Consider the following 15,894-nt stretch of genomic DNA (forward strand, 5'->3'; position numbering starts at 1 on the left):
TCAGCGCATATTGACCAGCGCCCAGCTCGGGCGCTCGCTGCGGCAGGCGCCGGCACAGCCGCTCTTCGCGAGTGCCGCATCAAAAACCTCGCGCGCGCAGTCCCCACAGCAACCGCAGGCACTGGCTACGCCGGTTTCATCCTGCAACAGCTCGAAATTGCTGACGCCGGACGCCACTTGGGCTTGGATGTCGCGATCGGAGACTCGGCGGCACAGACAAACAATCATGAGCTTGGCGAAAAAAAGGCAACTCTTGTTGAGTTGCTTGGACTTTAACGCAAATACGAATGTTTCTCAATGCGATTCAATTGACCATCCAAATCCTCGGGGATTGGCGGTCATCCGTGGCTCAGGAGCTGGCGCCGCCCATTTGCGACTGCAGCCAATTCTGCTCACCGACCTGGGCCACCAAGCCGATCTGAGTTTCGAGATGGTCGATATGGTCTTCGGTGTCTTTGAGGATGCTGACCAGCACTTCGCGGGAAACAAAGTCACGCACCGACTCGCAATAGGCGATCGCTTCCTTCAGCCCGGGCTGAGAGCCGGCCTCAAGCTTCAAATCGCAGTGCAAGACTTCGACGGCGTTTTCTCCGATATAGAGCTTGCCCAAGTCCTGCAAGTTTGGCAGGCCGTCCAACATCAGGATGCGATCCATCAGCTTGTCGGCATGCTTCATCTCTTCAATCGACTCGTCATGCTCATGCTTGGCCAGGCGCTCGAAGCCCCAGTTCTTGAGCATTCGGTAGTGCAAAAAATATTGATTGATCGCGGTCAACTCGATCTTCAACTGGGCATTCAGATAGTCCAAAACCTTTGCATCGCCTTGCATGGGAGTCTCCTCAATGAAACAGCAAGCATTGTGCGCGGTGCTTGGAAGTTCACCAACGCAAAACCATCATTTTTTGGAGTGCATAAGAAGCGTTTGCACCGCAGCAAGTCACTCGCAAAAAAACAGAATCCGCAAAAATATATTGCCAGTGCGAATCATTCTCATTTAAGATGCAAACATGCAGACCTTCACCTCCAACGAACAAGCAGCATGCGTCGCTGCGTTTGCCAACGATCGCGACCTATCGGCAAGGCCCACGCATGCCCTACCCGCGCCGCGCAAACGCATCAGCAGCCAGAGCCTATTGGGCAACGAGACAGAGGTCGAAATCGAGCATGGCCAGCAACTCTACCGTCTGCGCCTGACGGCCTTGGGCAAACTGATCTTGACCAAGTAGGCCGACATCCTTGAGCGGCGCGCTTCAGCGCGCCTTGGGGCCCCTCAACCATTGACGTACAAGCATCCGCCCTCGGACATCGGCCAAACCGCCAGCTCAGCGCTCGCGAGCGCGCTCAATCGAGGGGGCAGCCAAGCTTTTCACTGGCGCCAACGCCGGTCATTTGCAGGCTTGGCAAGAACAAGCGCAGCAAGGCCTGTCAATTCAGCAATTCAAGTTCGAGTTTTCGTGCAAAGCGCACAAACCAAAGCAATACCAATTCAGCCCAGTCGCACTTTTCATCGGTGCTTTCCCTAGAATTTCAGCCATGGCGGAGCATCCTTCGCTGTGATCGAAAACTCATCTAATCGAGGTGTTTCAGGTGAAAAGCAAAATGTTGAATCGTGCAAGTGGTCTGAAGTTGGTTTCTATCGCAGCGGCAGCATTGCTGGCCGGTACTGCACAAGCGCTGCCAACCATTGACTTTGGCGCCGCCAAAGGCTTCAGCGCTTTCATTTTGGGCAATGTAGATCAGGCCAACGACATTGAAGGCCGCATGGCGGTGGGCGGCAATATGACGGCCTCGGGCCTGTCCATGAACTACCGCACGCCGGCCGGCACCAGCGGCCCGGCCCTGGTGGTGGGTGGCGATTTGAAATATGTTGGTGGCCGCATCTATGCCAACGCGCCGGCCGGTGTCGACAGTACAAAAGGCTCGCACGTACCCTACTGGGATCAGAACCTGACGAACTACGGCAACAGCTACGGTGTTTATGGCGGCAGCAAGGCCGGCTCATCCAGCGACTTGGACTTGCGTCGGCAATCGAATGTGATTGACTTCAAGGCCGCTGGGGCTACTTTGCAATCAACCGCAAGCCAATTGGGTGACCTCAAGGCGACGGGCCAAACCGCGGTGACGTACCAGTGGAACAGCAACATCGTCAACGGCATCAGTTTCACCGGCACAGGTGCTGACTTTGAGGTCTTCAACGTCAATACAGCGACCTTCCGCAACCTGAGCCTGAGCGGTGTGAAAGCCGGCGCCACCGTCGTCATCAACTACACGGGCAGCGACTCGGTCTTGTTCGCCGGCGGTCAACTGACCCAAAATGTGGGAATTGGCGGCAAAGATGCCTGGGGCAATCCGGCCACCCAATTGGACGCGTTCAGCAGCAACATCCTCTTCAACTTCGACAAAGCCAAGGATGTGACCGTCGGCAGCTTCGTTGGCGGCAGCATCCTGGCACCTAACGCGCTGGTTTACGGCGGCGAGAACCGCCTCGGCGGCGGCCACCTCGAAGGTCAGTTGATGGCGCTGGGCCTGAAGTCAAATCTGGAGATCGGCTATTCACCATTGGTGTCCGCAGTGCCTGAGCCCGAGAGCTATGCTTTGATGCTGGCCGGCCTGGGCGCTGTAGCCTTCATGGCACGCCGCCGCAAGACGCTCAGCAACTAAGACCGAGTCGGCTTCTGGCTGCTTTCAACAAGGGCTCCTTCGGGAGCCCTTTTCGCTTTTTCGGGAGCTCGTCCGAACTGCGTTTCACCAAGTCCAGCAGCTCACAAAGCCTTGCACGGATTCAACCGGCCAGGCAAGGGAACCAAGGGGCTACGGGCTCGCAAGCCTTTGCTGCCAGAGCTCTGAGGCCCGCGCCGGTCCGGCGGCGCGCCACATCCAGCAACAACTTTCTGGCTGAAGCTACAGATGAGCCGCCCCCCCCTTCAAAAAGAAGAGTCGGCTGATGGCAACGTCATATTCGCGCCCAATAAAACAGGGCCGCTGGGCGTCCGAGAACAAGACAACTGTCTGAGCACAAAAGCAAAGGGCACCCATGAGGTGCCCAACTTGCAATCTAAATCCCAACTCGCGGTGACTCAATGACCCGCCACAGCGCGGTCTCAGGCCTGTTTGTTCGAGCGCCTACGTGCGATCAAGCCCAAGCCAGCCAAGCCGGCTGCCATCAATGCAAAGCCGCTCGGCTCGGGCACGGCACTCACCGTCAACAAGTCTTGATAAGTGTCATTGCTGAGCTTTGTCAAGGTGTACAGCTGAGGGCCCGAGTAATTGGCCGCAGCACCGAGATAGCTGTTCACCGAGGCCACAAAAGCCAGATTCTCGGTCGAATCAGGTGCACTGGATGAACTCAAGGAATTGACAAAGAATTGCCCCTTCCCGTAGCCAACATCAAGCGGCGCGCCGGCCGCTTCATGGGTGATCTCCCAAATAGCGGTCTGGAACGCAGCCTGCTGCGTGCTGTTCAAAGAGTTCGAAAAGCTGGTCGCGAACAGCCCTTGCAACAATGCCGCCTGGGTGCCAGAAAAAGAGCCTACGGTATATGTCTTGAAGCCTTGGTCGGCAAAAGCGTGGTCTTGAGCCACTTCAACACAGAAGGCCGCAAAGCTTGCGCCGGCGGTATTTTCAAATCGCAGTCGGCCTGTTTCATAGTCATCGGTCCCGAGCTGAGCACTTGAGCCTGAAACCTTGTAGCTCGTGCTCAGCGACACAACGCCTTCGTTTTCGACGAATTTGATATCCAAGCTTGACGCGAAGGAATTGCTCGCTGCCATCAAAATCAGCGAAGCGAGCAGTGTTTTCTTGGTGGTGATCATGTGAATCCTTGAAAAGCTAGAGTTTGGCTTTGCGGGTGAATCAGCGGCCGAGCTTGCGCCGGCGCGCCAATCCCGCCATGGCGGCAAGGGCCAACAGACTCAGGGCCAGAGTTTGCGGCTCAGGTACCTGGCTATCGGCCTGCACTGCCCCCGAATACGCCCCAAAAGATTTGGAGCGCCGCAGACCTGTGACTTCCAACTGCCATTCGCCCGCGCTCAAACGAACCGGCGATCTTTCCCACCGTTCGCTCGCCGTACCCTCTTGTTTTGTCCAGTCCACGGCTAGAGTTTCTGTGAACGCTAGTCGAGTCGACTCATCGGGCGCACCCTGAGCACCCAGCTTGACGAAAGAGACGCCCTTGATATCGAGCATCTGATCTTTGGTCGCAAGGTAAGCCGTGATCATTTGGTTGCCGTCTACATGCAGCGTCTTGACGATGTCGGAGAAGCCATTTTTCGAACCACTCACTGCTGCATTCCCGAAGGTCCAGTCCGGAGCCAGCGTCAGCACCGGCCCAGCCAGCGCCGAAGTGGCTCCTGCCAGCAAGGCCAAAGCCAAGGAAATTGCTCCCACCGTTTTATTTGTACGCATTTCTTTCACCCTTGTTTAGTCCGGACTCGGAAGCCGAAAGCGGCGAGTTCCGTCGCCTTCAAAATCAACCTCAATCTAGGTCTGAATGCTAGGGGAATGCACCCATTTAGCCGCCCCCCTGACTGGGTGGCGGCGAGCGGCGAGCGTGCAAAAAGCACGGCAAATGCTGCTCTTTTCGGGACCTCGCCGAGGCCAAAGGATCGAGTGCGCCAAAAGCTCGCGCCACATAGGCAAAAAAGAAGGGCCGCATCCTCGCCGGATGCGGCCCTTCTGATGAGATGAATCGATTCAGCTCTGAACCGACTATCAGGCCAGCTTACCGTGGCAAAGCTTGAACTTCTTGCCGCTGCCGCATGGGCAGGGGTCATTGCGACCGACATGGCCGTACTTGCTTGCATCAAAATCGGGCGCAGCGTCTTGCGACACCGAGCCGTCCTCGTTCGGGTGCGTATAAGTAACGTTGCTGACCCGCTCGGCGCGCGCTTCAATTGCTTCGGCCGCACGGTTGGCTTCTTCTTGGGACTGGATACGCACATTCATCAGCGTGCGCGTCACTTCCATCTTCACCACGTCCAGCAATTGCGAGAACAGCTCGAAAGCCTCGCGCTTGTATTCCTGCTTGGGGTTTTTCTGCGCGTAGCCGCGCAAATGGATGCCTTGGCGCAGGTAGTCCAGCGAAGCCAGATGCTCGCGCCAATGTTGGTCAATGCTTTGCAGCAAGACCATGCGCATGAACGGCGTCAGCTGATCGATGCCGACGCGCTCAACCTTGTCGGCAAACACCGTGTCACCGGTCTTGACGACCAGGTCCAACACATCCTCATCGGTGACCGAATCACTCTTGTCGACCATCGCCGTCAAAGCGACTTCAAGCTGCCATTCGTCGCGCAGCACGCGCTCCAGGCCGGGCAGGTCCCACTGCTCTTCGACGCTTTGGGATGGCACAAAAGTGCGCACCACATCGCCCAGCGTGCTGGCACGCAGATTGTCGATTTGCTCGACCAGGCTCTGCGCCTCCAGAATGTCATTGCGCTGCTGATAGATGACCTTGCGCTGATCGTTCGAGACGTCGTCGTACTCCAGCAACTGCTTGCGAACATCGAAGTTGCGTGCCTCGACCTTGCGCTGCGCACTTTCGATCGAGCGGCTGACGATGCCGGCCTCGATCGCCTCGCCTTCGGGCATCTTCAGTCGGTCCATGATGGCGCGCACGCGGTCACCCGCGAAGATGCGCATCAATTGATCGTCCAGCGACAAATAGAAGCGCGAAGCACCAGGGTCGCCTTGGCGACCGGAGCGGCCACGTAACTGGTTATCGATACGGCGGCTTTCATGCCGCTCGGTGGCGATGATACGCAAGCCGCCTGCGGCCTTGACTTGCTCGTGCAGGCCGGCCCATTCGTCTTTCAAGGTTTGAATTTGCTGTGCCTTGTCGGCCTCGGCAACGCTGGCGTCGGCCTCAATCAGCTTGATCTGGTTCTCGACATTGCCGCCCAGCACAATGTCGGTGCCACGACCGGCCATATTGGTGGCGATGGTGATCATGCCGGGTCGTCCCGCCTGCGCCACGATCAGCGCCTCTTGCGCATGCTGCTTGGCGTTGAGCACCTTGTGCGGCAACTTCTCGGCCGTCAGCAGCTTGGAGATGTACTCGGAGTTCTCGATCGAGGTGGTGCCAACCAGAGTCGGCTGACCGCGCTCATGGCTGTCCTTGATGTCGGCGACGACAGCGTGGAACTTCTCGAACGTAGTCTTGTAAACCAGATCCTGCTCGTCTTTGCGCTTGGTTGGACGGTTAGGCGGAATCACCACCGTCTCCAGACCGTAGATCTCCTGGAACTCATAGGCCTCGGTATCGGCCGTGCCGGTCATGCCGGACAGCTTGCCGTACATACGGAAGAAGTTCTGGAAGGTGATCGAGGCCAGCGTCTGGTTCTCGCTCTGAATCGCCACGCCTTCCTTGGCTTCAACGGCCTGATGCAGGCCATCGCTCCAGCGGCGACCGGTCATCAAGCGGCCGGTAAATTCGTCAACGATGATGACTTCACCGTTTTGCACCACGTAGTGCTGGTCGCGGTGATAGATATGGGTGGCGCGCAGTGCGGCATACAGATGATGCATCAGCGTGATGTTGCCGGCGTCGTAGAGGCTGGCGCCTTCCACCAAGAGGCCGGCCTCGCTCAGCAAACGTTCGGCGTTTTCGTGGCCGTCTTCGGTCAGATAAACCTGATGCGACTTCTCATCGACGGTGAAGTCACCCGGCTCGATGACGCCCTCTCCGGTGCGAATATCCAACTCGCCGATCTGCTTCTTCAGGCCAGGTGCGACCTTGTTGATGGCCAGGTAGACATCGGTCTGGTCGTCGGCTTGGCCGGAGATGATCAGTGGCGTGCGTGCCTCGTCGATCAGAATCGAATCAACCTCGTCGACGATGGCAAAAGCGAGTGGGCGCTGCACGCGGTCCGAGACCTCGTGCACCATATTGTCACGCAGGTAGTCAAAGCCATATTCGTTGTTGGTGCCGTAGGTCACGTCAGCGGCGTAAGCGGCCTGCTTCTCTTCGCGCGACATTTGCGCCAAGTTGACACCGACCGTCAGCCCCAGGAAGTTATAGAGCCGCGCCATCCACTCGGCGTCACGCTTGGCCAGGTAATCATTGACGGTGACCAGGTGCACACCTTTGCCCGTCAAAGCATTCAGGTAGACGGCCAGGGTACCCATCAGCGTCTTGCCCTCGCCGGTGCCCATTTCGGCCACTTTGCCAGCATTCAACACCATGCCGCCGATCAGCTGCACGTCGAAGTGGCGCATCTTCAGGGCCCGCTTACCGCCTTCACGCACGACGGCAAAAGCCTCCGGCAGCAAAGAATCCAAGGTCTCGCCCTTGGCAAGACGCTGCTTGAATTCTTCGGTCTTGGCCTTCAGGGCTGCGTCATCGAGTTGCTCGAATTGCGGCTCCAGCGCATTGATCTGCTGGACGGTGCGGCGGTAGCCTTTAAGCAAGCGCTCATTACGGCTACCGAAAATCTGGGTGAGAAGCTTGGGCAACATGCAGCGTGGTGATTGAATCGTAAGTTCTAGGAACAGCATGGCTGCTCCCTGGGGTAGGCGGTCGCTGTCGGCAAGCAAATCCTCTTGCTTGCCCAGAGCTAGGCCCCTGAATTCTTCTTGATGCTTGGCCCATATGAGGCGCTCTCGGCGCACTGCAATAGGACAACACCTGTGCTGCTCAACACTAGCCAGCGCAAGGGTCCGGCAGTTTAGCATCTGAGTGAAGACAGTCCTTGGGGGCCGGGCCTGCGGCATACACTGGGCGGATGCGCGCGCCTTTTAGTCCCCGATCGAAATTCCGCAATGGCCAGCAAGTGCCAGAACCAATGGCGATCGCAAGTGCCATACAGCAGCATGAGGGCTTGGCCCGATTGAGCTTGCTGATGCGGGAATCAAATCGGCGCATGGATCTGATTAAACATTGCCTGCCGGGCGCTTTGATCAGGTTTGTGCGCCCCGGGCCAGTCGATGAGGATGGCTGGACCTTGCTGGCCGCCAACGCCGCTGTCGCCGCCAAACTGCGCCACCTGCAACCTCGACTGCAAGAGCTACTTGATGAAGCTGGACTGCAGCCGGCCAAGGTTCGGGTGAAGGTGCAGAAGTAGACCAGTTCGGCTGATCGGCTTAGGTACCGTCAGGGTGCGACTCTTGCTGGCACTCTCTTGCTGGCACGCTCTTGCGAGCACATCAGGCATTTCGTTGAAGTTCGACAGGCATCCGCGCCGCCGCAGCCATACCCCAAGCCTTGTTCAGACTCGCAGAGCAAATTTCTTCGGGCAAAAAAATACCGCCTAAAAAAGCGGTATTTTCAACTTTGGTGCCGGCTATCGGATTCGAACTGATGACCTACCGCTTACAAGGCGGTTGCTCTACCAACTGAGCTAAGCCGGCGAAAGACCAAGAGTATAGCCTGTATTTTTCAGGCTGTAAACTATTTTATGCGCTTCAATGAAGGCCGGCCCGAATTTGGTGGCGGCAATTCGGGGCCGTCGTCGCCCACCGGGACCTCGGCTGCGCTTGCGGGGGCCAACACAGGCTTGGCGTCAACCGACTCTGACTCACCGCCCTGGTTCAACTTCACTGAACGTAAAGGCACTGCAGCGAGACGCTCCGGCGCCGCCAGCTCCTGCTCAGGCGAGCTCGCTGAAACGGGCGAGACAGCTGCCACGGCCGGACCCATCGCAGTTTGCGTATCGGGCGCTGGGAAAGCCATGCCTTGCCCGTTTTCACGCGCATAAATAGCCACCACATGGTCAATGGGCACAATGATTTCGCGCGCCGTGCCGCCAAACCTGGCTTTGAACTGAATGAACTCGTTGCCTAATTCGAGACTGCTGGTGGCGTCGAAACCGACGTTGAGGACAATCTCGTTATTGCTGACGTATTCCATCGGCACCTGCACGAACTTGTCGACATGGACCGCGATATAGGGCGTGAAGCCGTTATCGGTGCACCAGTCGTGCAAGGCTCGGATCAGGTAAGGACGGGTTGACGCACTGCCCGGCCCGCCGTTCTCACTGCTTTGTTCCATATGCAGATCGCCAATTACTTGCGCATGACCTTTTCGGACGGCGTCAACGCCTCGATATAGGCCGGGCGCGAGAAAATCCGCTCGGCATATTTCAGCAGCGGCAGCGCATTCTTCGACATATCGATGCCGTAGTAATCAAGGCGCCACAGCAATGGGGCAATGGCCACATCCAGCATGGAGAAATCGTCACCGAGCATGTACTTGTTCTTCAAGAAGATCGGCGCCAACTGAGTCAGGCGATCGCGGATTTGCGAGCGAGCCTTTTCCAGCTGCTTGTCGGCCGCCTTGGCGGTCTGGCTGCGACCTTCCAGCACATTGACATGCGCAAACAGTTCCTTCTCGAAATTGAGCAGGAACAGGCGCACGCGAGCGCGCGCGACCGGATCGCCGGGCATCAGTTGTGGATGCGGGAAGCGCTCATCGATGTACTCGTTGATGATGTGCGACTCGTACAGGATCAAGTCGCGCTCAACCAGGATAGGCACTTCGTTGTACGGGTTCATCAGGGCGATGTCTTCGGGCTTGGCGAACAAGTCCACATCGCGGATTTCAAAGTCCATACCCTTTTCGAACAGCACGAAGCGGCAGCGATGCGAGTAAGGGCAGGTGGTTCCAGAATAAAGCACCATCATGGCGGCAGGCTCCCAAAGAGTGAGGTGAAAAGGGTTGCGGACTTAACTGATCGAATCCGCACAAAATGCAAACGCAGTGGGAGCTTTCGCAAGCATCCCACTGCGCTTTCGGCCGGGCAAAGCCCAGGCCTGATCGACTACTTCACGTCTTTCCAATACGACGCATTCAGGCGCCATGCAAAGACGGTGAACACCAGCAGGAACAACAGCACCATCACGCCAAGGCGGAAACGCTGCGCCTGCGCCGGCTCACCCATCCACTGCAGATAGGCCACCAAGTCTGCCACGGCATTGTCATATTGGGCGGGCGTCAAGCTACCCGGCGTCAGTTGCTCGTAGCCCTTGAAGACGTGGATCTTCTTGGCGTGGTCATGCGGGTCGGACTCCTCGGCAAAATTGGCGCCACGTGTTCCCTGCAGTTCCCACAAGACATGCGGCATCGCCACACTTGGGAAGGCCAAGTTGTTCCAGCCGGTGGCCTTGGTGTCATCAGCGTAGTAGCTGCGCAGATAGGTGTACAGGTAGTCAGCACCAGAGCCCTTGGCGCCATCGGCTCGCGAGCGTGCAATGACAGTCAAATCCGGCGGCGCAGCGCCAAACCATTCTTTGGCCTGGCGCGGATCCATCGCAACCTTCATCGTGTCGCCCACCTTGTCGGTGGCGAACATCAGGTTGTTCTTGATCTGCAACTCGGTCAATCCAAGGTCACGCATGCGGTTGTAGCGCATGAACGCAGCGGAATGGCAGTTCAGGCAATAGTTGACGAACAGCTTCGCGCCATTCTGCAGCGCTGCCATGTCCTGCATCTTCTCTTTCGGGAACTTGTCCCATTCGATGCCGCCCGCATTGGCAAAGGCGCCGGACACCAAGCCAAAACAAGTCAGCAAAGTCGCGATGAGTTTTTTCATTCTTTGTACTCCGAGGCTCAGTGGGCGTGGAAGGTCACACGATCAGGCACAGCCTTAGGCGTGCCCAATTTGCTCCACCAAGGCATCAACAAGAAGAAGCCAAAGTAGTACAAAGTGCCGATCTGCGCCACCAGCGTGCCCGCATCGGTAGGCGGCTGAATGCCCAGATAACCCAACACCAAGAAGAACACGACGAACACGGCGTACACATACTTGTGCCAGTCAGGACGATAACGGATCGATTTGACCGGGCTGTGATCCAGCCAAGGCAAGACGAACAGAATCACGACCGCGCCACCCATCACCACCACACCCCAGAACTTGGCGTCGAACGTCTTCAGCAGCGCGGCTGCCACCAAGGCAGCAACCAAGACCACCACTTTGGCCTTGCCAGAGAAACTACCCTTCAAGACCGCCAAGATCGCCGACAGGCCAATGATGCCGACCAGTACATTGATCAGCGTGTCATTGGTGGCACGCAACATCGAGTAAAAAGGCGTGAAATACCAGACCGGTGCAATGTGAGCCGGGGTCTTCAATGGATCAGCCGGGATGAAGTTGTTGTACTCGAGGAAGTAACCACCCATTTCAGGGGCAAAGAAAATGATCGCCGTAAACACCATCAAGAACAGGCTCAGGGCATAGATGTCATGCACGCTGTAATAAGGGTGGAACGGGATGCCGTCGAGCGGATGACCGTTGGCGTCCTTGGGCGCTTTGGGGCCCTTGATCTCGACGCCGTCCGGATTGTTCGAGCCGACTTCGTGCAGCGCAATGATGTGCGCAACCACCAAGCCCAGCAACACCAGCGGCACGGCAATCACGTGGAAGGCGAAGAAGCGATTCAGCGTCGCGTCACCCACCACAAAGTCACCGCGAATCAGCAAAGCCAGATCCGGGCCGATGAAAGGCACGGCCGCGAACAAGTTCACGATCACCTGCGCGCCCCAGTAGGACATCTGGCCCCAGGGCAGCAAATAGCCCATGAAGGCCTCGGCCATCAAACACAAGAAGATGCCGCAACCGAAGATCCACACCAGCTCGCGCGGCTTGCGGTAGGAGCCGTAAATCAGGCCCCGGTACATATGCAAGTAGACGATGATGAAAAACGCCGACGCGCCGGTTGAGTGCATATAGCGGATCAACCAGCCCCAGGGCACATCACGCATGATGTACTCAACCGACGCGAACGCCAGCGCCGCATCGGGCTTGTAATGCATCACCAGGAAAATACCTGAGACGATTTGAATCACCAGCACCACCAGGGCCAGCGAGCCGAAGATGTACCACCAGTTGAAGTTTTTCGGAGCGTAATACTCCGACAAATGCTCTTTATAAAGCTTGCTCGCCGGGAAACGGTTATCCACCCAAGTCAGGAGCTGCTCACCCATCGGTGCGCCTGCAGGAGCTTCTTTGAATTCAGCCATGTTGACCTCTGTCCTTTAGCCTAATGCGGCGATTAAGCCGGCTTGTCTTCACCAATGATGATCTTGGTGTCGGACAGGTACATATGGGGAGGCACTTCGAGGTTATCGGGCGCCGGCTTGTTCTTGAATACGCGGCCCGCCAAGTCAAAGGTCGAACCATGGCAAGGGCACAAAAAGCCGCCGCGCCAGTCATCCGGCAGCGAAGGCTGAGGGCCGGCCGTGAACTTCTCGCTGGGCGAACAACCCAAGTGCGAGCAAATACCGACCGCCACCATGAACTCGGGCTTGATCGACCGAGCCTCGTTTCTGGCGTACTCCGGCGTAGGGAACGCCGTTCGCTTGGACATAGGATCTGCCAATTCGGCGTCATGGCCACTCAAGGCAGCCACCTGTTCGGGCGTGCGACGCACGATCCAAACAGGCTTGCCGCGCCACTCGACGGTCAATTTCTCGCCCGGCTTGATGGCGCTGATATCAACTTCCACCGCAGCTCCGGCGGCCTTGGCGCGCTCGGACGGGGCGAAAGAACTAACGAAAGGTACGGCGACGGCTACACCGCCAACGGCACCGGCGCAACTGGTGGCTATTAGCCAAGTACGCTTACCGTGGTCCACTTGCTGGTCACTCATGGGCATCCTCAAACGAGACTTCACTTCTGATCGGGGTCAACCCGAGATTCTAACGGACGGCATCGCCTATTGGCGGCACCATCCTTAAGCCGATGTATTTTCACACGACAATAGCGGCGTTTTTACGCCAAAGTGAGCACCCGTCACCCGCAGGCGACAAGCTGCTGACTCGGTGCTCAATTTAATGCAAACCCGCCCTCGTGGCGTCATTGGAGCGATTTATGGGAATGTTGTCAGAATTCAGAGAATTTGCCGTCAAGGGCAATGTGGTTGACTTGGCTGTCGGCGTGATCATCGGCGGCGCTTTCGGCAAGATCGTCGACTCTGTCGTCAAGGACTTGATCATGCCGGTCATTGGTCGCATTGTCGGCGGCCTGGATTTCTCGAACTACTTCATCACCTTGGCCAGCCCGCCGGCCGACTACAAAGGGCCCGCCACTTACGAAGCCCTCAGCAAAGCGGGCGTGCCTTTGTTTGCCTATGGCAGCTTCCTCACCGTGCTGCTGAATTTCATCATCCTCGCCTTCATCATTTTCATGATGATTCGGCAGATCAATCGACTCAAGCGCAGTGAGCCAGCCGCAGCGGAAGTGCCTGTCGTGACGCCCGAAGACATCGTCCTGCTGCGCGAGATTCGCGACTCGTTGAAGCGCTAAGCCAGGCAAGCATCTGGCGGCCCCACTTGTAAGCGAAAGTTTCAGCGCAACAAGGCGTTAGCTATTTGACAGTTGAGCCAGCCAATCTCGTCTCGCTGGCAGCGGCCAAGCGATTTAAGCTCGATACTTGCCTCATATAGACTGTGGCAACCAAGCTACAAATATCGCCAAGCAAATTCATGCACGCGCCCGAACTCAGTCGACTGAACCCTCATCTGGAAGCCGCCGTCCAGCGTATTCGCACGGCAGGCGACCAAGCAGCCGAACGCTGCGCCGAGGGTTTGGGGCTGTCCGCCCTTTCTGCGGGCCAAGTCAAACGGCGCGAGGCCTTGCTGGCGGCTCAGTTTTTGTTCCGCAAACAGCAAGCCTTGTTTGGTCAGCAGTTCTACCAGTCACTGCGCACCCAGTTGGGCCAGGAACAAACGGTCAAGGCTGACTCCGGCTCTGCTGCCAAGAAAGACTGGGGCGAGTTGTCCTTGATGGATGACGAGCAGGTCGACGCCTTGGTGGTCGGCGACCGCATCGGCCTGGCCATCGGCCATCAAAGCGAGTGGGAGTTGCGCGAAGTCGAGTCCTATATGAGCGGGCTGCGCATTGGAGAACGCAACCCGCTGCGCCCCGAATTGATAGGGCAAGCATTGCTGGCAGCGGTCCAGGCGGTCACCGAGGAGGCTGACATCAGGCAAATCCTGATCGATGAGCTGACGCGTGCCCTGGCCCAGGAAATGCGCATTTGCTACGCAGACATCGCCGAACTGTTTCGCAATCGCGGCCTGCGTCCGCAAGATCTGCGCGTAAGAGGCTCTGATTCAAGCCCGTCCAGTCGCGCGCACACGCTGTCTGGTCATAGCCAGGCCGGCGCCTTGGATGAAGGGGCGAGCATTGGCGGCAAATTTGGCAACTCCGGACATTGCGGTGGCCATGGCCACGGCAGTGGCTTTGGTGGCGGCGGCGGTGGCGGTAGCACTGGCAGTGGGGGCGGCAACTTCGGCGGCGGGCCACAAGGCTATGCCTCCCAAGCCTCGGGCAGTCTGGGCGCTGTCGACGCCCAATTGATGGACTTGCTGCGTCGTTTGGCCCATGTGCCTACCGGACTAGCGGCTCCCGGTCTAAGTGTTCCCAGCCAAGGCCCAGCCCAATGGACGGCGGCTAGTGAAAATCAGCCTGGAGGCTACTCTCAGCTCGGCGAGCTGAGCTCGGGCGGGCGCTGGAACGAGGACTTCAGCGCTTCAAACTGGCAGGGCACAGCGCCCCCCAATTTGATTCACCTGCACCGAGAGGAATTGCGCGAGGCAGCCACCGGGCGGCTCGACCACATGGTGATCGATGTGGTCAGCAGCTTGTTCGATCAAGTCTTGTCCGACCCCAAGGTCCCGCCTCAGATGGCCCGGCTGCTCGCCAGCTTGCAATTGCCGGTCTTGCGCGCTGCGCTGGGCGATCAAACATTCTTTTCATCGCGTCGGCATCCGGTGCGCCGCTTCATCAATCGCATGGCTTCGCTCGCCTGTGCCTTTGATGATTTCAGCGAGGATCCAGGTCTGGCCTTCTTGGCCCATGTGCGGGAGCTGGTGCAGGACGTTGCCAACGGCGACTTTGATCGCATGGATGTTTACGAGAGCAAGCTGGATGCACTCGAACAGTTCATTGCCGATCAGGTCGGCAAGGCGCTGAGTCAACAAGGGGATGCCGCCACGCTGCTGGCCCGCAAAGAAGTCGATTTGCGCCTGCAGCAGCAATATTCAAAGCAACTGCAATCCGCCTTGACGCCGGTTGCCATGCCGGATTTCATTCGCGACTTTTTGTCGCAGGCATGGAGTCAAGTCATCGTGCTGGTCAGCCGCGACAGCGCCAGCACGCCAGAGCGCACGCAACGCATACGGCAGTTTGGCCGCGACTTGGTCATGAGTGTGCAAGCCAAGGCCGGCACGGCCCAAAGGCAGGCTTTCTTGGGCGCATTGCCCAAGTTGATGCAGACCCTCAACGAAGGCCTGGACTTGATCGCCTGGCCAGAGCCCGCACGCAATGCCTTCTTCGGCCAACTGCTGCCCGCCCATGCCGAATCTTTGAAAGGCCAGGCCCTCAGCGCCCTTGAGGCCAATTTGCTGTCCAAGCAACTCGACGGCGTCTTTGGCAGCGCGCCGCCAGCCGAACAAGATTTGAGCGCCGATAGCGCTGGCGCCATGCCGCAAGATGCTGACTTGTCCGCGCGCTTGAGCGCCGCCGAGGCCGCGTCGCTGGGCCTGATCAAAGAGTCCGGCGTTGATTGGTCAGGTGAGATTGACATCGACCTGAGCGCCGATGCGCCCTTGCAGGCGGTGGACATCAGCATCGAGGGCTTGCCCGCTGCCACCGACGCCCCCGAGCCCAGCGAGGGCGAGTTGCTGATCGAGCATTTGCAACTGGGTTTTGCCTATCAAATGCACACCGGCGATCAATGGCACAAGGTGCGGCTGGCCCATATCAGCGCCGGGCGCAGCTTTTTCATCTTCACGCAAGGCGCCAAGCATCAGGAAACGGTCACCATGACCGCACGCATGCTCAAGCGCCTATGCGAAGCCAAACGGATGCGCGCGTTCGAGAATGCCTACCTGATGGAGCGCGCCATCTCCCGTGCACGCAAGCAGTTAGCCGCCATCAAGGCCTGAGGCTCTTGGCG

The 15,894-nt window shown here is 58.0% G+C and carries 14 protein-coding genes, 1 tRNA gene and 2 pseudogenes; 6 read left to right on the forward strand and 11 right to left on the reverse strand.

Annotated elements, in window-relative coordinates; translation table 11 throughout:
* Both LNV09_RS21010 and bfr read right to left on the reverse strand, forming a co-directional pair.
* Entirely contained in the window at positions 1-228 is a 228-nt protein-coding gene (locus LNV09_RS21010) for a (2Fe-2S)-binding protein (protein ID WP_263559015.1), read from the reverse strand.
* Positions 229-349: 121 nt separating this feature from the next.
* On the reverse strand, positions 350-829 hold the full coding sequence (gene bfr / locus LNV09_RS21015; RefSeq protein ID WP_263559016.1) for a bacterioferritin: 480 nt from the start codon (positions 827-829) through the stop codon (positions 350-352).
* Positions 830-1,007: 178 nt separating this feature from the next.
* Here bfr and hemP point away from each other — a divergent pair, with 178 nt between their 5' ends.
* From hemP to LNV09_RS24875, 3 genes and pseudogenes are all read left to right on the forward strand, one after another.
* Positions 1,008-1,226, forward strand: a complete 219-nt coding sequence (gene hemP, locus LNV09_RS21020; RefSeq protein ID WP_263559017.1) for a hemin uptake protein HemP — start codon at positions 1,008-1,010, stop codon at positions 1,224-1,226.
* 373 nt (positions 1,227-1,599) lie between these two features.
* Positions 1,600-2,547, forward strand: a pseudogene (locus LNV09_RS21025) (choice-of-anchor A family protein); the annotation flags it as partial.
* A gap of 15 nt (positions 2,548-2,562) precedes the next feature.
* Positions 2,563-2,661: pseudogene (locus tag LNV09_RS24875) on the forward strand (PEP-CTERM sorting domain-containing protein); the annotation flags it as partial.
* Positions 2,662-3,101: 440 nt separating this feature from the next.
* Here the strand turns inward: LNV09_RS24875 and LNV09_RS21030 are convergent.
* The 3 genes from LNV09_RS21030 to secA form a co-directional block, all read right to left on the reverse strand.
* Positions 3,102-3,812 carry a PEP-CTERM sorting domain-containing protein gene (locus LNV09_RS21030; protein WP_263559019.1) on the reverse strand — a complete coding sequence of 237 codons (711 nt, stop codon included), beginning with the start codon at positions 3,810-3,812 and terminating at the stop codon, positions 3,102-3,104.
* A gap of 40 nt (positions 3,813-3,852) precedes the next feature.
* Positions 3,853-4,371 (reverse strand): FxDxF family PEP-CTERM protein, encoded by a 519-nt coding sequence (locus LNV09_RS21035; RefSeq protein WP_263559020.1) that lies wholly within the window; start codon positions 4,369-4,371, stop codon positions 3,853-3,855.
* 339 nt (positions 4,372-4,710) lie between these two features.
* Complete coding sequence (gene secA / locus LNV09_RS21040) at positions 4,711-7,455, reverse strand: preprotein translocase subunit SecA (RefSeq protein ID WP_318023311.1); 2,745 nt, start codon at positions 7,453-7,455, stop codon at positions 4,711-4,713.
* Between the two features lie 326 nt (positions 7,456-7,781).
* Here secA and LNV09_RS21045 point away from each other — a divergent pair, with 326 nt between their 5' ends.
* Complete coding sequence (locus tag LNV09_RS21045) at positions 7,782-8,060, forward strand: hypothetical protein (RefSeq protein WP_263559021.1); 279 nt, start codon at positions 7,782-7,784, stop codon at positions 8,058-8,060.
* 210 nt (positions 8,061-8,270) lie between these two features.
* On the opposite strand, the gene LNV09_RS21050 is transcribed toward LNV09_RS21045, so the two are convergent.
* The 6 genes from LNV09_RS21050 to petA all read right to left on the reverse strand — a co-directional run bounded on the left by LNV09_RS21050 (position 8,271) and on the right by petA (position 12,582).
* Positions 8,271-8,346: transfer RNA gene (locus tag LNV09_RS21050), tRNA-Thr, on the reverse strand.
* Between the two features lie 40 nt (positions 8,347-8,386).
* Positions 8,387-8,986, reverse strand: a complete 600-nt coding sequence (locus LNV09_RS21055; protein WP_263559022.1) for a ClpXP protease specificity-enhancing factor — start codon at positions 8,984-8,986, stop codon at positions 8,387-8,389.
* Positions 8,987-9,000: 14 nt separating this feature from the next.
* Positions 9,001-9,618 carry a glutathione S-transferase N-terminal domain-containing protein gene (locus LNV09_RS21060; RefSeq protein ID WP_263534520.1) on the reverse strand — a complete coding sequence of 206 codons (618 nt, stop codon included), beginning with the start codon at positions 9,616-9,618 and terminating at the stop codon, positions 9,001-9,003.
* Positions 9,619-9,755: 137 nt separating this feature from the next.
* A complete protein-coding gene (locus LNV09_RS21065; protein WP_263559023.1) occupies positions 9,756-10,526 on the reverse strand; it encodes a cytochrome c1 in 771 nt (256 codons plus the stop codon).
* A 17-nt stretch (positions 10,527-10,543) separates the two neighbouring features.
* Complete coding sequence (locus tag LNV09_RS21070) at positions 10,544-11,953, reverse strand: cytochrome b (RefSeq protein ID WP_263559024.1); 1,410 nt, start codon at positions 11,951-11,953, stop codon at positions 10,544-10,546.
* Positions 11,954-11,985: 32 nt separating this feature from the next.
* Positions 11,986-12,582, reverse strand: a complete 597-nt coding sequence (petA, locus tag LNV09_RS21075; protein ID WP_263559025.1) for a ubiquinol-cytochrome c reductase iron-sulfur subunit — start codon at positions 12,580-12,582, stop codon at positions 11,986-11,988.
* Between the two features lie 221 nt (positions 12,583-12,803).
* On the opposite strand from petA, the gene mscL reads away from it, so the two are divergent.
* Both mscL and LNV09_RS21085 read left to right on the forward strand, forming a co-directional pair.
* Positions 12,804-13,238 (forward strand): large conductance mechanosensitive channel protein MscL, encoded by a 435-nt coding sequence (gene mscL, locus LNV09_RS21080; RefSeq protein WP_318023312.1) that lies wholly within the window; start codon positions 12,804-12,806, stop codon positions 13,236-13,238.
* Between the two features lie 179 nt (positions 13,239-13,417).
* Positions 13,418-15,883, forward strand: coding sequence for a DUF1631 family protein (locus tag LNV09_RS21085; RefSeq protein ID WP_263559026.1), 2,466 nt, complete (start codon positions 13,418-13,420; stop codon positions 15,881-15,883).
* The last annotated feature ends 11 nt before the right edge of the window (positions 15,884-15,894 follow it).

Origin of the sequence: Paucibacter sp. B2R-40, from assembly GCF_025717555.1 — a bacterium.
Classification (GTDB): domain Bacteria; phylum Pseudomonadota; class Gammaproteobacteria; order Burkholderiales; family Burkholderiaceae_C; genus Paucibacter_A.